The organism is Micromonospora polyrhachis, from assembly GCF_014203835.1.
GTDB lineage: Bacteria > Actinomycetota > Actinomycetes > Mycobacteriales > Micromonosporaceae > Micromonospora_H > Micromonospora_H polyrhachis.
In genome coordinates this window covers 1,575,361-1,596,166 of the sequence record NZ_JACHJW010000001.1, presented here as the reverse complement: position 1 = coordinate 1,596,166, position 20,806 = coordinate 1,575,361, and the positions used below count along the sequence as shown (strand labels likewise).

19 protein-coding genes and 2 tRNA genes are annotated in these 20,806 nt (G+C 68.8%); 16 read left to right on the top strand and 5 right to left on the bottom strand.

Features of this window, described 5'->3' with window-relative positions; translation table 11 throughout:
• Window positions 1-147 precede the first annotated feature (147 nt).
• The 3 genes from FHR38_RS06440 to FHR38_RS06430 all read left to right on the top strand — a co-directional run bounded on the left by FHR38_RS06440 (window position 148) and on the right by FHR38_RS06430 (window position 1,295).
• Window positions 148-951, top strand: coding sequence for a fumarylacetoacetate hydrolase family protein (locus FHR38_RS06440; protein ID WP_184533664.1), 804 nt, complete (start codon window positions 148-150; stop codon window positions 949-951).
• A 105-nt stretch (window positions 952-1,056) separates the two neighbouring features.
• Window positions 1,057-1,131: transfer RNA gene (locus tag FHR38_RS06435), tRNA-Gln, on the top strand.
• A 91-nt stretch (window positions 1,132-1,222) separates the two neighbouring features.
• A tRNA-Glu gene (locus FHR38_RS06430) sits at window positions 1,223-1,295 on the top strand.
• Between the two features lie 559 nt (window positions 1,296-1,854).
• Here FHR38_RS06430 and FHR38_RS06425 read toward each other — a convergent pair.
• On the bottom strand, window positions 1,855-2,541 hold the full coding sequence (locus tag FHR38_RS06425; RefSeq protein ID WP_184533662.1) for an IclR family transcriptional regulator: 687 nt from the start codon (window positions 2,539-2,541) through the stop codon (window positions 1,855-1,857).
• 49 nt (window positions 2,542-2,590) lie between these two features.
• Between FHR38_RS06425 and leuC the strand changes: the two genes are divergently transcribed.
• The 4 genes from leuC (at window position 2,591) to FHR38_RS06405 (ending at window position 7,650) form a co-directional block, all read left to right on the top strand.
• Complete coding sequence (leuC, locus tag FHR38_RS06420) at window positions 2,591-4,045, top strand: 3-isopropylmalate dehydratase large subunit (RefSeq protein ID WP_184533661.1); 1,455 nt, start codon at window positions 2,591-2,593, stop codon at window positions 4,043-4,045.
• A 13-nt stretch (window positions 4,046-4,058) separates the two neighbouring features.
• Complete coding sequence (leuD, locus tag FHR38_RS06415; RefSeq protein ID WP_184533660.1) at window positions 4,059-4,646, top strand: 3-isopropylmalate dehydratase small subunit; 588 nt, start codon at window positions 4,059-4,061, stop codon at window positions 4,644-4,646.
• Between the two features lie 173 nt (window positions 4,647-4,819).
• A complete protein-coding gene (locus FHR38_RS06410) occupies window positions 4,820-5,440 on the top strand; it encodes an HU family DNA-binding protein (RefSeq protein WP_184533659.1) in 621 nt (206 codons plus the stop codon).
• Window positions 5,441-5,640: 200 nt separating this feature from the next.
• Window positions 5,641-7,650 carry an endonuclease/exonuclease/phosphatase family protein gene (locus FHR38_RS06405; protein WP_184533658.1) on the top strand — a complete coding sequence of 670 codons (2,010 nt, stop codon included), beginning with the start codon at window positions 5,641-5,643 and terminating at the stop codon, window positions 7,648-7,650.
• 118 nt (window positions 7,651-7,768) lie between these two features.
• On the opposite strand, the gene FHR38_RS06400 is transcribed toward FHR38_RS06405, so the two are convergent.
• Genes FHR38_RS06400 through cofC form a run of 3 tightly spaced genes read right to left on the bottom strand, consistent with a single transcriptional unit; the run spans window position 7,769 to window position 11,942 of the window.
• Window positions 7,769-8,674: an NUDIX hydrolase gene (locus FHR38_RS06400; RefSeq protein WP_184533657.1), complete on the bottom strand. Its 906-nt coding sequence runs from the start codon at window positions 8,672-8,674 to the stop codon at window positions 7,769-7,771.
• A 4-nt stretch (window positions 8,675-8,678) separates the two neighbouring features.
• Complete coding sequence (locus tag FHR38_RS06395; protein ID WP_376771468.1) at window positions 8,679-11,030, bottom strand: RNA degradosome polyphosphate kinase; 2,352 nt, start codon at window positions 11,028-11,030, stop codon at window positions 8,679-8,681.
• A 45-nt stretch (window positions 11,031-11,075) separates the two neighbouring features.
• Window positions 11,076-11,942, bottom strand: a complete 867-nt coding sequence (gene cofC / locus FHR38_RS33720) for a 2-phospho-L-lactate guanylyltransferase (protein WP_446685668.1) — start codon at window positions 11,940-11,942, stop codon at window positions 11,076-11,078.
• Window positions 11,943-12,179: 237 nt separating this feature from the next.
• Between cofC and FHR38_RS06385 the strand changes: the two genes are divergently transcribed.
• The 9 genes from FHR38_RS06385 (at window position 12,180) to FHR38_RS06345 (ending at window position 19,396) form a co-directional block, all read left to right on the top strand.
• Window positions 12,180-12,959: a lysophospholipid acyltransferase family protein gene (locus FHR38_RS06385; protein WP_184533654.1), complete on the top strand. Its 780-nt coding sequence runs from the start codon at window positions 12,180-12,182 to the stop codon at window positions 12,957-12,959.
• Window positions 12,956-13,957: an NAD(P)H-dependent glycerol-3-phosphate dehydrogenase gene (locus FHR38_RS06380; protein ID WP_184533652.1), complete on the top strand. Its 1,002-nt coding sequence runs from the start codon at window positions 12,956-12,958 to the stop codon at window positions 13,955-13,957. The genes FHR38_RS06385 and FHR38_RS06380 overlap by 4 nt, the downstream gene beginning before the upstream one ends.
• A gap of 17 nt (window positions 13,958-13,974) precedes the next feature.
• The gene (locus tag FHR38_RS06375) at window positions 13,975-15,186 is read left to right on the top strand and encodes a cystathionine gamma-lyase (RefSeq protein ID WP_184533650.1); all 1,212 of its coding nucleotides are present in this window, start codon (window positions 13,975-13,977) and stop codon (window positions 15,184-15,186) included.
• Window positions 15,187-15,296: 110 nt separating this feature from the next.
• The gene (locus FHR38_RS06370) at window positions 15,297-15,647 is read left to right on the top strand and encodes a DUF4288 domain-containing protein (RefSeq protein ID WP_221448926.1); all 351 of its coding nucleotides are present in this window, start codon (window positions 15,297-15,299) and stop codon (window positions 15,645-15,647) included.
• A gap of 142 nt (window positions 15,648-15,789) precedes the next feature.
• On the top strand, window positions 15,790-16,437 hold the full coding sequence (locus tag FHR38_RS06365) for a DUF998 domain-containing protein (RefSeq protein ID WP_246446977.1): 648 nt from the start codon (window positions 15,790-15,792) through the stop codon (window positions 16,435-16,437).
• A gap of 284 nt (window positions 16,438-16,721) precedes the next feature.
• Window positions 16,722-17,483, top strand: a complete 762-nt coding sequence (locus tag FHR38_RS33505; RefSeq protein WP_184533644.1) for a DddA-like double-stranded DNA deaminase toxin — start codon at window positions 16,722-16,724, stop codon at window positions 17,481-17,483.
• Entirely contained in the window at window positions 17,480-17,938 is a 459-nt protein-coding gene (locus tag FHR38_RS06355; RefSeq protein WP_184533642.1) for an Imm1 family immunity protein, read from the top strand. The genes FHR38_RS33505 and FHR38_RS06355 overlap by 4 nt, the downstream gene beginning before the upstream one ends.
• A gap of 31 nt (window positions 17,939-17,969) precedes the next feature.
• Complete coding sequence (locus FHR38_RS31980) at window positions 17,970-18,398, top strand: transposase (protein WP_184533640.1); 429 nt, start codon at window positions 17,970-17,972, stop codon at window positions 18,396-18,398.
• Between the two features lie 215 nt (window positions 18,399-18,613).
• Entirely contained in the window at window positions 18,614-19,396 is a 783-nt protein-coding gene (locus FHR38_RS06345) for an SDR family NAD(P)-dependent oxidoreductase (protein WP_312881896.1), read from the top strand.
• A gap of 13 nt (window positions 19,397-19,409) precedes the next feature.
• On the opposite strand, the gene FHR38_RS06340 is transcribed toward FHR38_RS06345, so the two are convergent.
• Complete coding sequence (locus FHR38_RS06340; RefSeq protein WP_221448924.1) at window positions 19,410-20,783, bottom strand: NsdA family TPR-like regulatory protein; 1,374 nt, start codon at window positions 20,781-20,783, stop codon at window positions 19,410-19,412.
• Window positions 20,784-20,806 lie beyond the last annotated feature (23 nt).

The window sequence follows — 20,806 nt, the reverse complement described above, 5'->3', positions numbered from 1 at the left end:
GCCGCACGCTAGGGCGGTGGTGCGGGGGCGTGGGGCGGAAGAGATGAACGCGGTCAGCAGGACGCCGGGGCCGGGTATGGTGCGCGCCGCGCGGGGTGGTCGCCGTACCCCGGGGGTCATCGGGGCAGGTGGGGCTAGATTGGCGGGGTGCGTATCGCTCGTTTTGCTCATGCCAAGGGAATGTCGTTCGGTGTCGTCGAGGGGGAGCCGGATGCCGGTCCCGAGGCGCTGACCATCGCCGAGATCGAGGGCCACCCGTTCGGACAGATCAAGCTCACCGACGCGCGGTGGGCGCTGGCCGACGTTCGGCTACTCTCGCCCATCCTGCCCAGCAAGGTCGTCTGCGTCGGCCGGAACTACGTGGAACACGCCGCCGAGCAGGCCGCCGAGGTGCCGGCCGAACCGATGCTCTTCCTGAAGCCGTCCACCTCCGTGATCGGGCCACGGGACGCGATCCGGCTGCCGCCGCAGAGCAAGCGGGTCGACCACGAGGCCGAGCTGGCCGTGGTCATCGGCCCGCCCGGTGCCCGCCGGGCCGACCGGGAGACGGCGAGCAAGGCCATCTTCGGCTACACCTGTGCCAACGACGTGACCGCGCGGGACCTGCAACGTACCGACGGGCAGTGGGGCCGGGCCAAGGGCTTCGACTCGTTCTGCCCCCTCGGCCCGTGGATCGCCACCGGGCTGGACGTCAGTGACCTCGAAGTCCGGTGTGAGGTGGGTCGCAACCCGGACGAGATGGAGGTACGGCAGCTCGGGCGGACCAAGGACATGGTCTTCGACGTGCCGACTCTGGTGTCGTACGTCTCACACGTGATGACCTTGTTGCCGGGTGACGTGATCCTGACCGGCACTCCGGCGGGGATTAGCCCGTTGGCGGATGGGGATACCGTCACGGTGCGCATCGAGAACATCGGCAGTTTGTCGAATCCGGTGGTCCCGCTGAGCTGACCATCGTTGGCGCGTTTTTCCAGGTCAGGCCGGTATTTCCGGCCCGATTTGGTCTCCGTCCGCCGGGTCCGGTAAAGTTCTTTCCGGTGTTCGAGAGAGCGCCACTGGGGTATGGGGTAATTGGCAGCCCAACTGATTCTGGTTCAGTTAGTCTAGGTTCGAGTCCTGGTACCCCAGCCACCGATGGACCCGCAAGAACATCGGTAGCTGGTCTCTGATAGAGTTCAGCAGCGCCGCTCGAAAGAGCGGCGAAGCAAGAAAAGCAAGTCCTGGCCCCGTCGTCTAGTGGCCTAGGACGCCGCCCTCTCAAGGCGGTAGCGCCGGTTCGAATCCGGTCGGGGCTACATCTGGCGGCCCGCGTCACCTCAGGTGGCGCGGGCCGCTTCTTTCTGTGCCCCGCCACACTCACGCCAACCTGTCTCGGCTGCTGCTCTTCTCGACCGCCGATCTGTACCGCTGCCGATCTGTACCGCTGTCGGCCTTCGTAGCTGCCGGCCTTCACCGCCGTCGGCCTTTGTAGCGGTTGGCCTTCACAGCTGTCGCCGATCATCGGGGGCTTGCCCCTGCCACCCACCCTACGGCGAAACACGCCCCCGGCGCGGCCCTTTGCGTTACTCGGTCGGGCTGTGTGCCGGGGGCGCGGCCCTTTGCGTTACTCGGCCGGCCTGCGTGCCGGGGACGCGGTCGGGGACGGGCTGTGGTCGGGCGGCGTGCGGTCGGGCGGGCTGTCGTCGGGAGAGACGGTGATCGGGCGGGCTGTCGTCGGGAGAGACGGTGATCGGGCGGGCCGGCCGGATTACGGCCACCACCGATTGCGGTGGTGACGGACCCGGCCGGGGTCAGTCGAGCCCGGATACGGATAGGGGATACGGCTGATGGAGTGGTCGGCTGAATGGAGGGGGATCAGAGGCCGCTGAGCCGCTGTCCGGCTCGAACGACAGCCATCGCGTGCCGGTCACCCGGCCGCCGGCCGAGTCGTTCGATCGGGCCGGAGATGCTGATCGAGGCGATGACCCGGCCGGTCCGGTCCCGGATCGGAGCGGAGACGCTTGCCACACCGGCCTCCCGCTCGGCGACGCTCTGTGCCCAGCCGCGGCGTCGTACCTCGGCCAGGGTGCGGCCGGTGAACTTGCACCGGGGCAGGAGCGGCATCACCGCCTCCGGCGGCTCCCAGGCGAGCAGGACCTGGGCGGCCGAACCGGCGGTCATCGGCAGCACCGAGCCGACCGGGACGGTGTCCCGTAGTCCGCTGGCCCGTTCGGCGGCGGCCACGCAGATCCGCTCGTCGGCCCGACGTAGGTAGAGCTGGGCGCTCTCGCCGGTGGCGTCCCGCAATGCGGACAGCAACGGCTCGGCGGCAGTCAACAGCACGTCAGGTGCGGCGTTGGCCAGTTCGCCCAGTCGGGGGCCGGGTCGCCAGCGTCCCTGGGTGTCCCGGACCAGCATTCGATGGATCTCCAGGGCCTGCGCCAACCGGTGTGCGGTGGCGCGCGGCAACTTCGTGCGCTCGACGAGTTCGGCCAGGCTGGCGCCGTCGACGCAGGCGGCCAGGATGACCACCGCCTTGTCGAGAACGCCGACACCGCTCATACTGTGTCCCACAAGCCGAAACTTACCTCCCAGAATTTAGGATGTCCAGATGGTGGGAGTCACATCGAAGGCGGCATCGCCGAGGACCCTGGCCGAGAAGGTCTGGGACGCCCATGTGGTGCGATCCGCCGAGGGTGAACCAGACCTGCTCTTCATCGACCTTCACCTGCTGCACGAGGTCACCAGCCCGCAGGCCTTCGACGGCCTGCGGATGGCTGGCCGTCAGGTACGCCGGCCGGACCTGACCCTCGCGACCGAGGACCACAACACCCCGACCGGCTACGCCGACCCGGCGTTCCGGGCCCGGCGCGGCGACCTGCTGACGATCGCCGACCCGACCTCCCGTACGCAGATCGAGACGTTGCGCCGCAACTGCGCCGAGTTCGGCGTCAAGCTGCACCCGCTCGGCGACGACAACCAGGGGATCGTGCACGTCATCGGCCCCCAGTTGGGCCTGACCCAACCCGGCCTGACCATCGTCTGCGGCGACTCGCACACCGCCACCCACGGTGCCTTCGGGGCGCTGGCCTTCGGCATCGGCACCAGCGAGGTCGAGCACGTCCTGGCCACCCAGACGCTGCCGCAGAGCCGCCCGAAGACCATGGCGGTCACGGTGACCGGCGAACTCCGTCCGGGAGTCACCGCCAAGGACCTGGTGCTGGCGCTGATCGCCCAGGTGGGCACCGGCGGCGGGCGTGGCCACATCGTGGAATACCGGGGTGAGGCGATCCGCAAGCTCTCCATGGAGGGCCGGATGACCATCGCCAACATGTCCATCGAGTGGGGGGCCAAGGCCGGCATGATCGCGCCGGACGAGATCACCTTCGCCTACCTCAAGGGCCGTCCCAACGCCCCGCAGGGTGCCGACTGGGACGCGGCGGTGGACTACTGGCGCAGCCTGCCGACCGACGAGGGGGCGACCTTCGACACCGAGGTCTTCCTGGACGCCAGCCAGATCAGCCCGTTCGTCACCTGGGGCACCAACCCGGGCCAGGGCATCGCGCTGGACGAGGCCGTGCCGGACCCGGCGAGCTTCGACACCGAGGCGGAGCGGACCGCCGCCCAGCGGGCGCTGGAGTACATGGACCTGCGCCCCGGCACCCCGCTGCGGGACGTACCGGTGGACGTGGTCTTCGTCGGCTCCTGCACCAACGGCCGGCTGGAGGACCTACGGGCCGCCGCCGCCGTACTGCGCGGTCACAAGGTCGCCGACGGCGTACGGATGCTGGTCGTGCCCGGCTCCGCCGCCGTACGGGCCGCTGCCGAGGACGAGGGGCTGGACCAGGTCTTCGCCGAGGCCGGCGCCGAGTGGCGGTTCGCCGGGTGCTCCATGTGTCTGGGCATGAACCCGGACACGCTCACCCCGGGGCAGCGATCCGCCTCCACCTCCAACCGAAACTTCGAGGGCCGGCAGGGGCGGGGTGGGCGTACCCACCTGGTCTCGCCACCGGTCGCCGCCGCCACCGCCGTGGCCGGTCGGCTGGCCGCCCCGGCCGATCTGTGAGGGGTAGACATCAATGGAAAAGTTCACCGTTCACACCGGCACCGGCATCCCACTCCGGCGATCCAATGTGGATACAGATCAGATCATTCCAGCCGTGTATCTCAAGCGGGTCACCAGAACCGGCTTCGCCGACGGACTCTTCAGCGCGTGGCGGGAGGATCCGCAATTCGTGTTGAACGATCAAACCTATTCCGGATCGTCGATCCTTGTGGCGGGTCCGGAGTTCGGCACCGGGTCGTCCCGAGAGCATGCCGTCTGGGCGCTACGGGACTGGGGCTTCCGGGCCGTACTCTCGCCCCGCTTCGGTGACATCTTCCGGGGGAACGCACTCAAGGAAGGACTCCTTCCGGTCGAGCTGGAAATGAGCGCCATCGAAGAATTGTGGGCGCTGATCGAGGCCGAGCCCGCCACGCCGGTGACGGTCGACCTGATCGAGCGGCAGGTCCGGGCCGGTGTCTCGGCCTGGTCGTTCCCCATCGACGACTTCAGTCGTTGGCGCTTGATGGAAGGCTTGGATGACATTGGACTCACCCTTCGGCATGAAGCTTCCATCACCTCCTACGAGCAGCTCCGGCACCCCTTCCTGCCGGTTGTGAGATAGCCCGTACGCCTGTCGCAGAGCGCTTTTCGCCCCCGTCGGATCATCCGGCGGGGGCGAATCCGTTACGACACAACGGCTTTTTTCCAGCAGATGTTTGTGTCCCGGTGGCACAGGGCATACCGTGCGCGCAGAATGGCTCGCGTTGAGTCCAGTTGCACATATGGGAGGAAGTCGTGAACAAGGCCGAGCTCATCGAGGCTCTCGCCGTACGCCTGGGGGATCGTAAGGCGGCGACGGCGGCGCTCGACGCGGTCCTCAACGAGGTTCAGGCCGCGGTCACCAAGGGCGACCGCGTGGCGATCACCGGTTTCGGGGTGTTCGAAAAGCGGGTGCGGGGCCCGCGAACAGCGCGCAACCCACGTACCGGTGAGGCGGTGAAGGTCAAGAAGACATCGGTACCGACCTTCCGGCCGGGGGCCGGCTTCAAGGAGATGGTCGCCAGCGGCAAGGCGCCCAAGAGCACCACGCCGACGGCGAAGAAGACCACCGGTGCGACCACGACCGCGAAGAAGACCACCGCTGCCAAGACCACCACCAAGGCTGCTACGGCGAAGAAGACCACCGCCACCAAGACGGCCACGAAGAAGGCCGCGACCAAGACGGCGGTGCCGACGAAGGCGGCCACCAAGACCACCACCAAGAAGGTGACCACCGCCAAGACCACGCCGGCCAAGAAGGCGGCCACGAAGACCACCACCGCCAAGAAGACCGCCGCGACCAAGAAAACCACTGCGGCGGCCAAGAAGGCTCCGGCGAAGAAGACCACTACCAAGAAAGCCGCAACCAAGCGCTGAGCACCCACCAAGCGCTGACCCAGGGGGGCGTCCGCCGACAGGTGGGCGCCCTTCACCGTTTCCGGTCCGGCACCGCCGGTGGGCCGACTCCGGCCCGAGCGGGTACGCCACGCCGTTGCCATTGACCCGACCAGTCCAGGGGCAGAGAATCGCCGGCACGTCAGGATTCCATCGCAGTCCTCCTCGCCCCCGGAGTGCCGATGCGCCGCCCCGCCCCCGCCACTGTCGCAGTCTGCCTGGGAATTCTCGTCCTCGTGGACATCCTGCGGATCTGGTTGCCCGGCATCATCACCATCTTCGGCCAGGCCGCGTCCACCCCGGCCGAACTGATGGGGGCCTTCGCGCTGCTGTGGTTCCTACTGCCGATGGCCACCCCAGCACTTGTCCGGCGCACCGGTCCCCGGCCGATCGCGAGCATCGCGGTGGTCGTACTGGCCGCCGCACGGCTCGCCCTGACCAGCACCCCCGGCGGGCAACTCCAGCTCTACCTGGCCAGCGTCGGCCTGCTCGCCGGGCTGGTGTGGCTCGCGGCGACCGCCGCCACGACCGTACGACCCGGTCCGGGACTGGTGCTCGGGCTGGCCCTCGGTGCCGCCATGCACACCGCGCTGGACACGTACGACCTGGTCTGGCGGGGTGACCGGCTGGCCTGGTTGGTCAGCGCCGTACTGGCCGTGCTCCTGGTGGCGGCGCAGTTGGCTGTACCAGCCCCGGAGACGGCCGCTGACACCCGTACCGGCTCGGGGGTAGGCAATTCCCGCACCTGGCTGCTCGCCGGCCCCACGCTGCTGCTCACCGGCATGGTGGCCCTGTCGCCGGCGCTGGCCGGCAGCGCCGTGTCCTACCAGTTCGCCGACAACACCCGGATCGCCCAACCGGCGTATCTGGCGGATCTGCCGCAGGGGACGCTCGTCGGGCTCGCCGTCGCACTCTTCGTCCTGACCGCCCTGGCACGGCCGGACCGGGGCGCCCGGTGGATGGCACCGTTGGCGCTCATCGTCGGCGTGGGGGTCTTCACCGCTGGCTCGCCCCGACTATGGGGATACGCGATGGGACTGGCTGCCCTCGGTGCCGGGCTCTGTCTCGCCCTGACCGCAACTACCGCGCCCCCAGTGGAGGCAGCGGTGGGCATCGCGAGCATGCCCCCTCCGGCGCTGAGGGGCGGCGCCGTCGACCCGGCCGGGACGGTTGATTCGGCAGGGACGGTCGATTCGGCCGGGACCCGGCGTAGCTTCGCCGCCCTGGCCGGAATGCTCGTCTTCGTCGTCGCCGCCATCGCCTACTACGCCGCTTACGACCTTGGTTATCCCAACTGGTGGGTGCCGCTCGTGGTGGCCGGGCTGGTCGCCGTGGTCGCGCTCCGGGACACGACGGCCGTCACGGGCAGCTGGTGGTCCATGTTCTCCGCCCAGCCGCACGAGAGACTGACCGCCCGGTTGTTGGCAGGACTCACCCTGCTCGCCGCCGTCGTCGTTCCCGGCCACCTCCGGGAACCGGCCTTGGACCACGCCCCCGGACCGGTACGGCTGGTCGCCTACAACATCCGGATGGGCTTCGGACTGGACGGGCGTTTCGACCTGCCCGGCCTGGTGGACGTCATCGCGCGGCAGCGGCCCGATGTGGTGGTACTCAGCGAGGTCGACCGGGGCTGGCTGCTCAACGGCGGACACGACACCCTGGAACTGCTCGCCCGGCGGCTCGACCTGCCCTACCGGTTCGCCCCCGCCGCCGACCCGGTCTGGGGCGACGCCGTACTCACCCGCCTACCGATCCGACACAGCCAAACGCTGCCGTTGCCCCGCGTCGGCGCTCCGACCGGCGCGCAGGCGCTCGCGGTCACCCTGGACCTCGACGGTCGGGAGGTGGTGGTCGTCTCCACCCACCTGCAACCGCCACCGGACGACGGACCGGTGGTCCAGGCCCGGGCCGTGGCCCGCTTCGCCACCGGGTACGCCGCCGGCCGGCCGCTCGTGGTGGCCGGGGACATGAACACCGAACCGGGGGAACCGGCGTTCGCCGAGTTCACCAACGCCGGGCTGGTCGACGCGCTGGCCGCCGCCCGACCGCTGCCCACCAGCCCGGCGAACGCACCGCGCCAGCAGATCGACCACGTCTTCGTCTCGCCCGACATGGTCCCCAGCGACGCCAGCACAACGCGTAGCACCGCCTCCGACCACCTTCCCGTGGCGGTGACCCTCACGGTCGGCTGACCCACACGCCTCGCTCTATCCCCCACCCCCCACCCCCGCACTTTCACTGTTTGAGTGGCTATTCGCCGCGAGATAGCCACGCAAACAGTGAAAGTGCGCAGGGGAAGAGGGAGGGGGGTCACAGGTGGTCGGCGGCGAGCAGCCGGTCCCCGGCGAAGGCGAGCAGCCAGCCGGTGCCCTGGGGAGTGGCGAAGTCGCCCGGTGCGCTGGTCAACCGTTCCAGCGCGTCGGGAATCACCCTGCCCTGACTGCACACCGCCACCGGCTTGCCGGCTATCGCTAGCTCGACCAGCCGGTCGGCGGCGGCGATGCCACATTCCTCTGACCCCCACCCCGGGGTCGGCTCGTCGAATGCGCCGTCCACCTCGATCGACAGGTCCAGCCGGTCGGCCGTCGGGTCGAAGGTCTGTACGCATCGGCGGGTCGAGGCGGACAACAAGCGCACCGGGCGGATCAGCGGCACCAGTCGCGCCAACTCGTGCGCCTGCGCCCGACCGGTGTCGTCCAGTGGTCGGGCGGTGTCCGGCCCCGACCAGGTGTCCCGGCTGCCGGCGGCGGCGTGCCGGACCAGGATCAGCGTCACGCTCACCGGGGGCAGCTCGGCGAAGGAGCGCAGCACCGTCGCGTCGTGCGGATAGCTGACCAGCTCGATCGCTTTGGCCACCGGCAGCCAGCGGAGCTGGTCGACCTCGGTGTCCGGCTGGAACCCGCCGGCTCCCACCGCCCGCATCGACCAGTATTCGACGATCTTGGGGTGGCCGTTGCTGACGTACCGGGAGGTGGCCAAACGGACCTGCGGCACCGCCTGGACATCAGCCTCCTCGGCGATCTCCCGGACGGCGGCCAGCAGCGCCGGCTCGCCCGGATCCAGTTTGCCCTTGGGCAGCGACCAGTCGTCGTAGCGGGGACGATGCACCAGGCAGACCTCGACGCACCCGTCGTCACCGGGCCGCCACGCCACCCCACCGGCGGCCCGGATCACCGGGCGCTCGGCAACCGTGGCCCGCCACCTTCCACGTGCCATTTCGTCAGGGTATGTCGGTCGCCGATGCCGGGTAGCCATGATGTTCCATCTCTGCCGAGCGGCGATTTCGTGTCGTCACCGCCCGCCGCAGCAGCAGCTCGTGCAGATGGACGGACCGACCATCCGGCGTACCGGTGTGGCGGTGCCAACTGCCGTCGGCGGCCAACTCGAACGCCGCCACCTGCGGGCTCATCGCGGCGGTCAGCAGATGGTCCAGTTCGGCGCGGGCGACCGGGTCGGTCACCCGGACCAGTGCCTCCACCCGGCGGTGCAGGTTACGGTGCATCAGGTCGGCCGACCCGAACCAGAACTCCGCCTCCCCGCTGCCGCCGGAGCCGCTACCGGGCCCGCTACCGGAGCTGTTTCCCGAGCCGCTGCCGGACCCGTTTCCCGAGCCGCTGCCGAACCGGAAGATCCGTGAGTGCTCCAGGAACCGGCCGACGATCGAACGTACCCGGATGTTCTCCGACAACCCCGGTATGCCCGGCCGCAGCGTGCACATGCCCCGAACGACCAGATCGACGCGGACGCCGGCCTGCGAGGCGCGGTAGAGCGCCTCCACGATCTCCTCGTCGACCAGCGAGTTGACCTTGATCTGGATCAGACCGGGCCGCCCCGACCGGTGGTACACAATCTCCCGGTCGATTCGCTCGACCAGCCCCCGCCGTAGGCCGTGCGGGGCGACCAGCAGCCGTCGATAGTCGACCTGTCGGCGGCAGCCGGTCAGCACGTCGAACAGGTCGGACACGTCCGCCCCCACCTCCGGATCGGCGGTGAGCAGGCCCAGGTCCTCGTACAGTCGGGCGGTCCTCGGATGGTAGTTCCCCGTGCCGACGTGGCAGTAGCGCCGGATCCCGTCACCCTCCCGCCGTACCACCAGCGCGACCTTGGCGTGCGTCTTCAACCCGGCCAGCCCGTAGACGACCTGACAGCCGGCCCGGTCCAGCATCCGGGCCCAGCCGATGTTGGCCACCTCGTCGAACCGGGCCCGTACCTCCACCAGCACCACCACCTGCCTGCCGGCGGCAGCCGCCGCCACCAGGGCGGCCACGATCGGCGAATCGCCGCTGGTGCGGTAGAGCGTCAGCTTGATTGCCAACACGTCCGGGTCGGCGGCGGCCTCCGTCACGAAGCGCTGCACGCTGGTCGCGAACGAGTGGTACGGATGGTGCACGAGGATGTCCCCGTTGCGGAGCGCCGCGAAGACGTCGCCCGGCCCTTCGACCTCGGCGGCCAGCCTCTCGGCGTCGCCCGGCCTCTCGACCTCGGTGGCCAGCCTCGGATGGGTGGCCGGCACGAAGGGTCGCTCCTTCAGGTCGGGCCGGTCCACCTCCTCATAGAGCTGCCACAACGCCGACAGGTCCAACCGCCCCGGCACCCGCGACACGTCCCGGAGGTCCACGGCCAGCAGCCGCGACAGCAACTTCAGCACCCGATCGGGGAACGGGACGGCCACTTCGAGGCGTACCAGTGGGCCGAAGCGGCGGCGGGCCAACCTGCGTTCCAACACCTGCAACAGGTCCCCGTCGCGCTCCTCAGCCACCTCCACCTCGGCGGTGCGGGTCACCCGGAACGGATGACACCCGACCACCCGCCGGCCGGGGAAGAGTTGCCCCAGTTGGGCCGCGACCAGCTCCTCCACCGGCAGGAACCAGGATCCCGGGGCATCCCGTTCGACCCGGACGAACCGTGGCACGTTCTGCGGCACCCTGACCCAGGCCAACCGCTCCGGCCCATCCGCCGGGCTACTGCCACCCGTCCCCGGACCCACCGCCACCGTTGGGTCCGCGAGCACGACCGCCAGGTGCAGCGACCGGTTGAAGACGTACGGGAACGGAGCCGCCGGGTCCACCACCAGCGGCGTGAGCACCGGCAGGATCTCCTCCTGGAAGTACGCTCGCAGCCGGTCGTGCTCGGTCGGGTCCAGTTCCGCCCAGCGGGGCAGGTGGACGCCCTGGGCGGCCAACGCCGGCAGCACCTCTTCGGTGAGACAGTCGGTGTGCCGGGTGACCAGATCGGCGACCTTCCCGGAGATCAGATCCAGCCGGGCACGTGGCGGTCGGTTTCCGTTGCCCATCGGCAGCCCAGCCCGCCATTGGCGGTGCAGCCGAGCCACCCGGACCATGTAGAACGCGTCCAGGTTGCTGGCGAAGATGGCCAGGAACTTCACTCGCTCCAGCAGGGGAGTGGCCGGGTCCTCGGCCAGCGCCAGCACCCGTGCGTTGAAATCCAGCCAGGACAGCTCCCGGTCGAGGAACCGATCCGCAGGCAGCGACGGCAGGTGAACCGACGGTAGGTCAACCGCCGGTAGGTCAGCTGATGGCAGGTTAACCGCCGGCAGGCCAGCCGACGGCAGGACGGTCCACGGCAGGACAGCCGACACCCGGTCAGCCGGCACCGGTCAGCGGAACGTCGGCAACGTGATCCGGGTCAACCCACCCGCGTCGTCGTGCTCGATGCGTACCCGCTGGCCGAGGCGGAGCAGCCGCAACCCCGAGGCGTCGAACGCGGCGGCCGGAAACTCGACCTGGGTGCCGTCGTCGAGCAGTAGCGTGCCGGAACGTAGCTGCGGGTCGAAGGTTGCCACGGTGCCCTGCATGTCAGCACCGTACACCGGGGCGGCGGGCTCCAGCAGCGTGCCGGTGTGCCCGCCCAGCCCCAGCGCAGTGGTGTGCCCGCCCAGCCCCAGCGCGGCGGCGGCCACCAGGTCGGCCGGGGTGTCCACGTCACGGCGCAGGGTCGGCCCGACGGCCGGCAACGCCACCGCCCCGGAGGCGGCGTGCGCGGCTGCCGAACCCACCCCGAACCGGGGCGACAGCGGCACCCCGGGCGGGGCGGTGAGCAGCGTCGTACCGGTGCCCGGAGCGTCGGCCACGAACCGGCGCATCCCCGGGTCGTCGGCGGCGGACCGCAGCGCCGCCGCCAGCTCCACCGGCCGCAACGCCGGCAGGTCGGCGGTGAGCGCCGCCACCCAGCGCCCGGCCGCCCGCGCCGCCCCCACGACGAACGCCGGGTTCAGCCCGCCCTGCGGCGGCTCGGGCACCATCCGGGCACCCAACGCCCGCAACGACTCCGCAGCGGTACGGTCGGCGGTCACCACCAGCACCTCGCCGACCAGCGGGCAGGCCAGCGCCGCAGCGACGGTGTCCTGCGCCAGCGCCAGCGCCAACGACTCGTGCGGCACCCTGTCCAGCGCGCCCCGCAGCCGACTCTTCGCCGCGTCGAGCCGCTTCACCGGCACCACCACAGTCCAAGACGGCTCCACCACACGACAATCGTGCCAGCCGGTCAGCTGGCAATCCCCAGCCGGCCGGTTGACGGTCCAGCCAGCCGACCCGTTGGCGGTCCTGCCAGCCGGACCAGGTAGGGGGCTCGCTGGCCGTACCCGGGGCGAACAGGCATGATTTCGCTGCGGACGTCGGCGGCGTCCGCAACGCTGCCGGGATACGTACCGGCGTTGCCGGCACACTGACCGGCGAGGTCAAAGGCGTGACGAGGAGGGGTCGTGGCACGGCGCAGGCTGGGAATCTGGCGACGGTTCGCCGTGATGTTGGTCAAGCCGGTGATGACCGGCTGGACCCGGCGTACCTGGCGCGGGATGGAGCACCTGGCCGGTGACCAGGGCATCATCATCGTGGCCAACCACCTCTCCCACGCCGACCCGCTCGTCTCCGCACACTTCATCTACGACGCCGGCCGGTGGCCGCAGTACCTCGGCAAGGCCAGCGTCTTCCGGGTGCCCGGCATCGGCTGGCTACTCCACAAGTGCCGGCAGATCCCGGTGGAACGCGGATCGGTTGAAGCCGTCCGTTCCCTGGACAAACTGGTCGATGCCGTCCAGTCCGGCGGAGCCGTGGTCATCTACCCGGAGGGCACCACCACCCGGGAACCCGACCTCTGGCCGATGCGGGCCAAGACCGGCGCGGCCCGGCTCGCCCTGACCACCGGAGCCCCGGTGATCCCGGTCGTGATGTGGGGGCCCGAGAAACTTTTCGACCCACGCACCAAGAAACTAGGCTTGCGACCCCGCCTGCCGGTGACCGTCGTCGCCGGGCCGCCGGTCGACCTGAGCCGGTGGGCCGACGCCGCACCCACCAAGACGACCCTGGACGAGATGACGGACGAGATAATGCTGAGACTGCGGGACATGCTGGCCGAACTCCGGGGCGAGACACCACCACCGCTGTGGGCACCCCCCACCCGTACGGCCACCAGCGGCCAGCCCACCGTCCAGCAGCGTCGGGACGGCGGCACCGCCACCTCGGGCCTGGGCGGCGCGGCATGAGCGGCCCCACCGCCGTCGTCCTCGGCGCCGGATCCTGGGGTACGGCCTTCGCCAAGGTGCTCGCCGACGCCGGCACCGACGTACGCATCTGGGCCCGCCGGGAACAGGTCGCCGCCGCCATCAACGACACCCGGACCAACCCCGACTACCTGCCCGGTCGACGCCTACCCGACCGGATCACCGCCACCAGCGATGCCGCCAAGGCGATCGACGGTGCGGAGATCGTCGTGCTCGCCGTACCGTCGCAGACCCTGCGCCGCAACCTCGCCGAATGGGTCCCCTACCTGGCCCCCGACTCCACCCTCGTCTCCCTGATGAAGGGTATCGAACTCGGTACCCTCAAACGGATGAGCGAAGTGATCGTGGAGGTCACCGGCGTGGCCACCGACCGGGTCGCCGTCGTCTCCGGCCCCAACCTCGCCGCCGAGATCGCCGACGAGCAGCCCGCCGCCACCGTCGTCGCCTGCACCGACACCGACCGGGCCACCCTGATCCAGGCCGCGATCAGCACCCCCTACTTCCGGCCGTACACCAACGACGACGTGATCGGTGCCGAACTGGGCGGCGCGGTCAAGAACGTCATCGCCCTCGCCTGCGGCATAGCCACCGCCATGAACCTCGGCGACAACACCAAGGCCACCCTGATCACCCGGGGACTGGCCGAAACCTCCCGGCTCGGCGTCGCCCTCGGTGCCGACCCGCTCACCTTCGCCGGCCTCGCTGGCATGGGCGACCTCGTCGCCACCTGCTCCTCGCCGCTGTCGCGTAACCGCACCTTTGGCGAACACCTGGGCCGGGGCGAAACCCTCGAAGAAGCCCAGGCCGCCACCAAGCAGACCGCCGAAGGGGTGAAGAGCTGCCTGTCGATCCGGGACCTCGCCCGGCGACACGACGTCGAGATGCCCATCACCGAACAGGTCGAACGGGTCTGCCACGAGGGCCTCTCCCCCCGGGTGGCGATGGCCGCCCTGATGGCCCGCTCCACCAAACCCGAATAGCCCTCTCGGAGGTACGGATGGCCGATCGGTCCACCCACGGCGTCGACAACGCTGCCAACCATGGCACTGGCACTGGCAGGGGCTCCGGCCACGGTTCCGGTTCCGGTTCCGACTACAGCTACGGCTATGGCGACGGCACCCGGTGCTCCCACGCCGGGCTGCCCGACCCGGTCCCCGGCCAGCCGTTCCTGCCCAGTCCGGTCTTTGCCGCGCCCTACCACATCGGGACCGGGCCGGACGTGGCAACCGCCGGCTACGACGGCTACGCCCGAACCGGCAACCCCACCCGACGTCACCTCGAAACCGCCATCGGCCAACTCGAAGGCGGCGACTGCCTCACCTTCGCCAGCGGACAAGCCGCCATCACCGCACTCCTGCTGGCCGTGCTCCGCCCCGGCGACACCGTCATCCTGCCCGCCGACGGCTACTTCAGCGTCCGCAAGTTCGCCGCCACCACCCTGGCAGGCATCGGCGTCACCGTCCAATACGTACCCACCGCCGGCCCGTACCCCAGCTTCGACGGCGTACGCCTGGTCCTGGTCGAAACCCCGGCCAACCCCGGCCTGGACGTCTGCGACATCGCCGCCCTCGCCACCCAGGCCCACGCCGCCGGCGCCCTGCTCGCCGTCGACAACACCACCGCCACGCCACTCGGCCAACGCCCCCTCGACCTCGGAGCCGACATCGTCGTCGCCTCCGGCACCAAGGCCCTCACCGGTCACTCCGACCTGCTGCTCGGCTACCTGGCCAGCCGCACCCCGGAACTGCTCGACACAATGGGCACCTGGCGGGACACCACCGGCTCCGTCCCCGGGCCGTTCGACGCCTGGCTCGCCCACCGCTCGCTGGCCACCCTGGACCTGCGGCTGGCCCGGCACACCGCCAACGCCGAGGCGATCGCGCGCGCACTGCGCGCCCGCTCCGACGTGGACAACGTACGCTGGCCCGGTCTCGCCGACGACCCGTCGTACGCCGTGGCGAGCACCCAGATGCGCCGCATTCCCGGCATCGTTGCCTTCGACCTCGGCACCGCCGAGCGGGTCGAACGCTGCCTGAAGGCGGCCCGGCTGGTTTTCGCCGCCACCTCCTTCGGCGGCCTGCACACCACCGCCGACCGCCGCGCCCAGTGGGGCGACGACACCACACCCGGGTTCGTCCGCCTCTCCTGCGGCATCGAGGACGCGGCCGACCTGGTCACCGACATCACCGCCGCCCTCGACGCGGGGTAGGAGGGCCCCTCTGGCACCCCGAACCGGGTCCAGGCTTCAACGCGATAGGCCCCAGCGCCCGTCGCCGCCCTGTTGTTACCTCGGCGAGGTGCGCGACGGACAATACGTTGGTGGACGGCCCTCTGACGAAGGATCCCGAGAGCGGTTGGTTCTCCGTACGGTGCGTGTTCCGCTTCGCGGGCGAACCTCTACCCACGTACGAAGAACGAATCACGCTCTGGCGGGCGGGCGGGTTCGAGCAGGCGATGGCGCTCGCCGAGGACGAAGCGCGGAAGTACGCCGAAATGTTCGACGGCTGCGAGTACATCGGACTCGCCCAGGGCTACCGCCTGTACGACGAGCCGGGGCACGGCGCTGAAGCCTTCTCCCTGATGCGGGACAGCAGCCTCGACCCGGACAGCTACCTCACTTCGTTCTTCGACACCGGCGACGAACGGCAGGGCAGGATCGACGCTCAATAGTCGACTGTCGATCATGCTGTCGGTCGGCTGATGCACATGATCAGGTGCATCCCTGATGACCGTAGGGGTCCGGGAACCAGGGAGCTGTCCGGGATGATGCCGGATCACGGAATCACGCCGCCCGGCGAGGCTGAAAAGCGTGATGCCCCGATGTCGGCAACCGATCCGTGACCCACGAATGCTCGCCCTGATCACCATTGGCGGAGTCGCTCTGGCCACCATCCTGACCGTCGTCGCCCATCTGGAACCCGACCCCGGAATGGATCCGTGGTCGCTCACCATCTCCGACTACGCGGTCTCCAACCGGGGCGGCCCGATGGACATCGCCATGTTCGTCCTCGGGGCGGCCTCCCTGGCGCTGCCGCTCGGGCTCCGCGCCGCTCGCGTACGGGCGGGCGTGCTGCCGATGTTCCTGCTGGTCGTCTGGGGAGTCGGCCTGAGCGCCTCGGCGATCGTGCCCACCGACCCGATCGGCGTGCCGATGACGATGGACGGATACATCCACCGGTACGTCTCGGTCACCGCCTTCGTATGCCTACCGATCGCCGCCCTGCTCCTGGCGCGGCGGCTGGCCTCCGATTCACGCTGGCAGGCCAACCTTCAGTCGGTCCGGATGCTGGCGCTGGCAAGCGTGCTCGGCCTCGCCGGGCTCTACTATTCGGCGTTCCCTGGCGAGCGGGTCCTGATGGGACTGGTGGAACGCGTCCTGGTCGCGGTCGAGGTGGCCCTGCTGGCGGTGATCGCCGTACGGCTCTATCGAGCGGCCGGCCCTGTCGAACCCTCGGCGTGAACGAGATCGGGCTCGCCCACTACATCCCTCCACGCCTAAACGAGTTGCGCCCTGGTCTTTCCGGGGCAAGGCCGCACGCCTGATCGGAAGCGCTGAGGCAGGCGAGGCCAGAACGGGTGAGGTCGTTCCGGACCGGTGAGATCTCAGTTGCTTGTCGAGCCCGGCTCTTTGTCGGCAATCTCCAGTCAGATATCCCGCCAGTTTGCGAGGGCAGGTTGCCGCCGAGGAGGTGGAGGATTTCAATGGAAATCTATGACGCCAGGTAGATGAGCTGATGGAGTGGCATGGGCCCACTTGCAGAAGTCGCCGCGACTGTGCGTGCCAAGGTGACCGACTTGAACCTTGTGGTCACTGCCCTGTACACGGCCCGGAGAAAGCTTGATCAGGCACGCTGGCGGCTCGCCGCTGCTGGTGAAGGAGCTGTCGGACCTGGGTTGTCCGAGGCTGTTGCCGCAATATCCCAGGCTTCCGGGCGAGCCGACGAGAGTGCTGCTCTGATCATGCGTGCGGCTGAGGCTCTTGCCGACTACTCGACTACCAACATGGGTTTCCCGCTCTCTTCGATGGGCAGGGCGGTCGCGGCACGATCCACCGGATCCCCAAGTGCGTCTACTGTTCCTGATTGGGTGCACGGCATTGCAGGTGAACTCCGTAAGCTGCTGCCGCGAGGCAGCAAGACGGCTGCGGTGCTCGCGACAGTCGATGGACGTACACGGAGCGGGCCGATCTGGAGCGGCGCACAAGGACCGGCGGCGGGCGCGCCCGGGTTGCGTCGCGATGACAGGACCAACCAGTGGCATCGCTTGAAGTCGGCAATAGAGCACGTTGAGGGCCATGCCGCCGCTGTCATGCGCCGCCCAAACGGACCGAAGGATGCTGTTTTGGTGGTCTCCATGCCGCCCTGTCCTGGTCCGTACGGCTGCGCCACCATCCTGCCAGCGTTGCTGCCCGCAGATTCGCGGTTGTCGGTCTACGTTGTGGGAGCGGACGGCCAACCGAGATTCTGGAAGACCTACATCGGTACGGGAGAGGGAACCGCGGAATGACCACGTACGAGGCCACCTGGCTCGGCACCGGCCACGCCACGTTGAGCAATCCGGAACAGGTCGACGCCGTCCTCGCCCCACTACACCAGGCGGGGCAGCCGGTTGTGGTCGACGTGTTTCGCTACCGGGACGGAAGACCCGATGGTGGCGTGCAGGTCGGTGTCGGCCATCCAGAGCGGTCATTCGTGCTGTACTTCGGCCATCCCGAAGGCGGCTACGCGGTAGAACCCGGTGTTGGCCCGTGGGACGGTGACATCGAGTTCAGCTACGGCGGCCAGGCCACCGAGTACCATCCCACCGAAACCCGTATTACCCCGGTACGTGCCCTCGAGGTCGTACGACAACTCATCGCCACCGACGAGCGGCCCAGCAGCGTCGAGTGGGATGAGCGCACCGGGTGCGGAGACGAGCCGGTCGACGTCGGGCGGTTCCCAGTTGACGATCCATGGAGTTAATCCTAGATGGCAGACCGTCTACTGGTACTTCGTGCGCTGGGAGACCGAAGGCGTCACCCAACGCATCCTCGACCAGCTGCGCGAACAGGTACGTGTCAGCCAGGGCCGTAACCCCCAACCATCAGCGGGGATCATCGACTCCCAGAGCGTCAAAGCCGCCGACACCGTCGCCCGGGACAGTCGCGGCTACGACGCCGGCAAAAAGATCAACGGCCGGAAACGGTTTATCGTCACCGACACACTGGGCCTGCTCCTGGTAGTCATGGTCTGCGCCGCCAACGTCCAGGACCGCGACGGCGCGAAGTCGACCCTGCTCAGCCTCTACCTGGCCACACCCGTGCGGTTCGTTCTCGCCGACGGTGGGTTCGCCGGCCGCCTCGTGGACTGGGCCACCCGAATCCTGGCCACCGCCCTGCACATCGTCCGCAAACCAGCCGGTCAGCGAGGCTTCACGAGATAGGACGGACTGCGTCGATCACCAGGGGCAGCAGCCCCGAGAACACCGTCTTTGTAAAATCATCGATCTTGCACACATGAGCTCAACGACATCGACTACCCTCGGTTACCACCGAATGTGAGACAGAGCCGAATGTTGTTGTGTGTGTTTGTGAGCCAGAGCCGAAATCAACACACGCCCGATAGGACATCGGGCGACGCTCTGGGATCATCACCGACGTGGAGGGATGGCTTGGGCTGGCCGGTCGGGTGACTGCGGTGACGGGTGGTACCCGAGGACTCGGGGCAGCTGTCGTTCGATGCTTGGTCGCCAAAAATGGTGCCGTCGCGCTGTGTGCTCGTGACCAGGAAGAGCTACGGGTGAGCATAGAAGCGTTCGGTGGCGAAGGAGGTCATCTCTTGGGACGGGCGCTGGATGTAACTGATCACGACGGGTTGGCCGCGTTCGTACGTGATGCGGCAACGAAGTTCGGCGGCCTTCATGGGCTTGTTGCCAATGTGGGCGGGGCTCGCGGTCGAGGTTTGCTGGAGTCGACAACTGACGATTGGTTGGCGACGTACGACGTCAATGTGGGCCACGCGGTGACCGCCGTGCGGGCAGCCGTGCCGCTGATGGCAGCGTCCGGCGGAGGATCAATCGTTCTCGTGTCGTCCATTTCCGGTGCTAAACCGGCACCGCAAGCCCAGTACGGCGTGGCCAAGGCGGCACTCAACCATCTCGCCGCGTGCCTGGCTCGGGAACTTGCTCCAGAACGAATCCGGGTCAATGCCGTCAGCCCCGGCTCGATGCTGATCCCGGGCAAGCGGTGGCATCGGATGATGACGGAGGATCCCGAGGAGTATGCACGGTTCGCGGCGGAGTTCCCAGGTGGGCAACTTGTGGACCCAGACAATGTAGCGGAGGTGATCGCGTTCCTTCTGTCGGACCGGTCACGGGCGATCAACGGCGCGAACATTCCCGTTGATGCTGGTCAGAACGCCCCGTCGCCAGACGGGTACTGATCAAGTCCGCGGCCTACAGAACCCTGAGACGGGCCGTGGCTGCCAGTTCGAACTCTCGCACGATGGCCTCCCGGCGGAACGGCGCGAGGCGGCGGCGTACGTCATTGAGGGCCTTGGCGCTGCGCTGGCTGGAAATTCCGGCCATACCGTTGAGCGCCTTGGTTGCGTTGTCGACTGCGCCTTCAAGGTCTCGACTCGGCTGGTCGAGCTGAGCGGTCGCCAACACCGCCAGGCTGATGGTTTGTCTGCGGCCGAGTTGGCCGGTGCCGGCGGCGGCCATCGCCGCGAAGCGTTGTGCGGCCGCATGATCCCCTACGTCCTGCATACAGGCTGCTGTTTCCGCTGCCAGGAAGCTTGCATTGAGGAAACGTCCCCACTGTGATTCGTTGTCCGGCCCCGGACTGGCGTCCAGTGCGTGCTCGGCGGCGGTGATTGCCTGAGTAGCCTGGCGGCGCTCGCCGAGAGCGGCGTGTGCTCGTGCCCGCATGGCATGCAACCGCATGAGGCCCAGCCGACTGTCGGTTTGTTTGGCGGTGGCGAGCCCCGTCAGCGCGAGGTTGAGCCCTTCCTGCGGACTACCTGCGCTGATGGTGAGGTGAGAGAGCCCAGCGAAGATCTGGTTCGCTAAGGCAAGCTCACCGCCCTCCGCGCACAGACGGAGAGCCTGGGTCATGTAGCGCTGCGCAAGCCCAAGGTCGCCACTGTCATAGGTCATCCATCCAGCCGTTGAGACCAGGTGCGCGGCGGCGGTGAACAGCCGTTGGCGTTGGCCGTCGGGGTGGGGCAGACGTAGTAGCGGCGTGACCTGTTCCCGAAGATATTGCACGAGGGCCAGGCGAGCGTGTCCCCCGCCGAGGCGGTTGTCCAAGTCCTCGAAGACCCGTCCCATTTCAAGCAGCGCATCCGCTGGCGCGGATGTTTCCGCAGGTGGAGACGTGTTCTCCTGGCCGAGTAGATGGAGCAGCCAGTCGCGCTGTGGGGCAACCAGTGCCCCTGCCAGGAACGGGGCCATCTTGAGGAGTGATCTTCGTTCGATATCCAACTTCGCCAGCTCCATCAAGGTGCTGATCGTCGGCCCGATCGAGCGTTGGTAGAGCAAGCCGCCGACGGTGCAACTCGGCGCTTCCGGCTCGGCGAGCCCCAACTCGGCAAGCGTAACTGGACGGTGGAGCTTTTCCGAGAGGGCTTCGGCTATCAGGAAGCGGACCTGGGGACGTGGCTGGGTTCCGCTCAGCCAATGACTGACCGCCGTTTTGTCGTAGGCGAGGCACATGCCTCGGGCCGCGCCAAGCTTGTTGATCCGCCTTGCGAGTCCCGCATGTGAGCATCCGGCCGAGCGGATAGCAGCCGCCAACGCCTCGTTCACACTGGGCATGACGTCGGACACGTTCCGCATCTTTCCAGTTGAAC

Excerpts from the sequence above, each read along its gene's own strand:
- FHR38_RS06425 (WP_184533662.1), bottom strand. The coding sequence starts at position 2,541 with ATGAGCGGTGTCGGCGTTCTCGACAAGGCGGTGGTCATCCTGGCCGCC.
- leuC (WP_184533661.1), top strand. The coding sequence starts at position 2,591 with ATGGTGGGAGTCACATCGAAGGCGGCATCGCCGAGGACCCTGGCCGAG.
- leuD (WP_184533660.1), top strand. The coding sequence starts at position 4,059 with ATGGAAAAGTTCACCGTTCACACCGGCACCGGCATCCCACTCCGGCGA.
- FHR38_RS06405 (WP_184533658.1), top strand. The coding sequence starts at position 5,641 with ATGCGCCGCCCCGCCCCCGCCACTGTCGCAGTCTGCCTGGGAATTCTC.
- FHR38_RS06400 (WP_184533657.1), bottom strand. The coding sequence starts at position 8,674 with ATGGCACGTGGAAGGTGGCGGGCCACGGTTGCCGAGCGCCCGGTGATC.
- FHR38_RS06380 (WP_184533652.1), top strand. The coding sequence starts at position 12,956 with ATGAGCGGCCCCACCGCCGTCGTCCTCGGCGCCGGATCCTGGGGTACG.
- FHR38_RS06375 (WP_184533650.1), top strand. The coding sequence starts at position 13,975 with ATGGCCGATCGGTCCACCCACGGCGTCGACAACGCTGCCAACCATGGC.
- FHR38_RS06365 (WP_246446977.1), top strand. The coding sequence starts at position 15,790 with ATGCCCCGATGTCGGCAACCGATCCGTGACCCACGAATGCTCGCCCTG.
- FHR38_RS33505 (WP_184533644.1), top strand. The coding sequence starts at position 16,722 with ATGGGCCCACTTGCAGAAGTCGCCGCGACTGTGCGTGCCAAGGTGACC.
- FHR38_RS06355 (WP_184533642.1), top strand. The coding sequence starts at position 17,480 with ATGACCACGTACGAGGCCACCTGGCTCGGCACCGGCCACGCCACGTTG.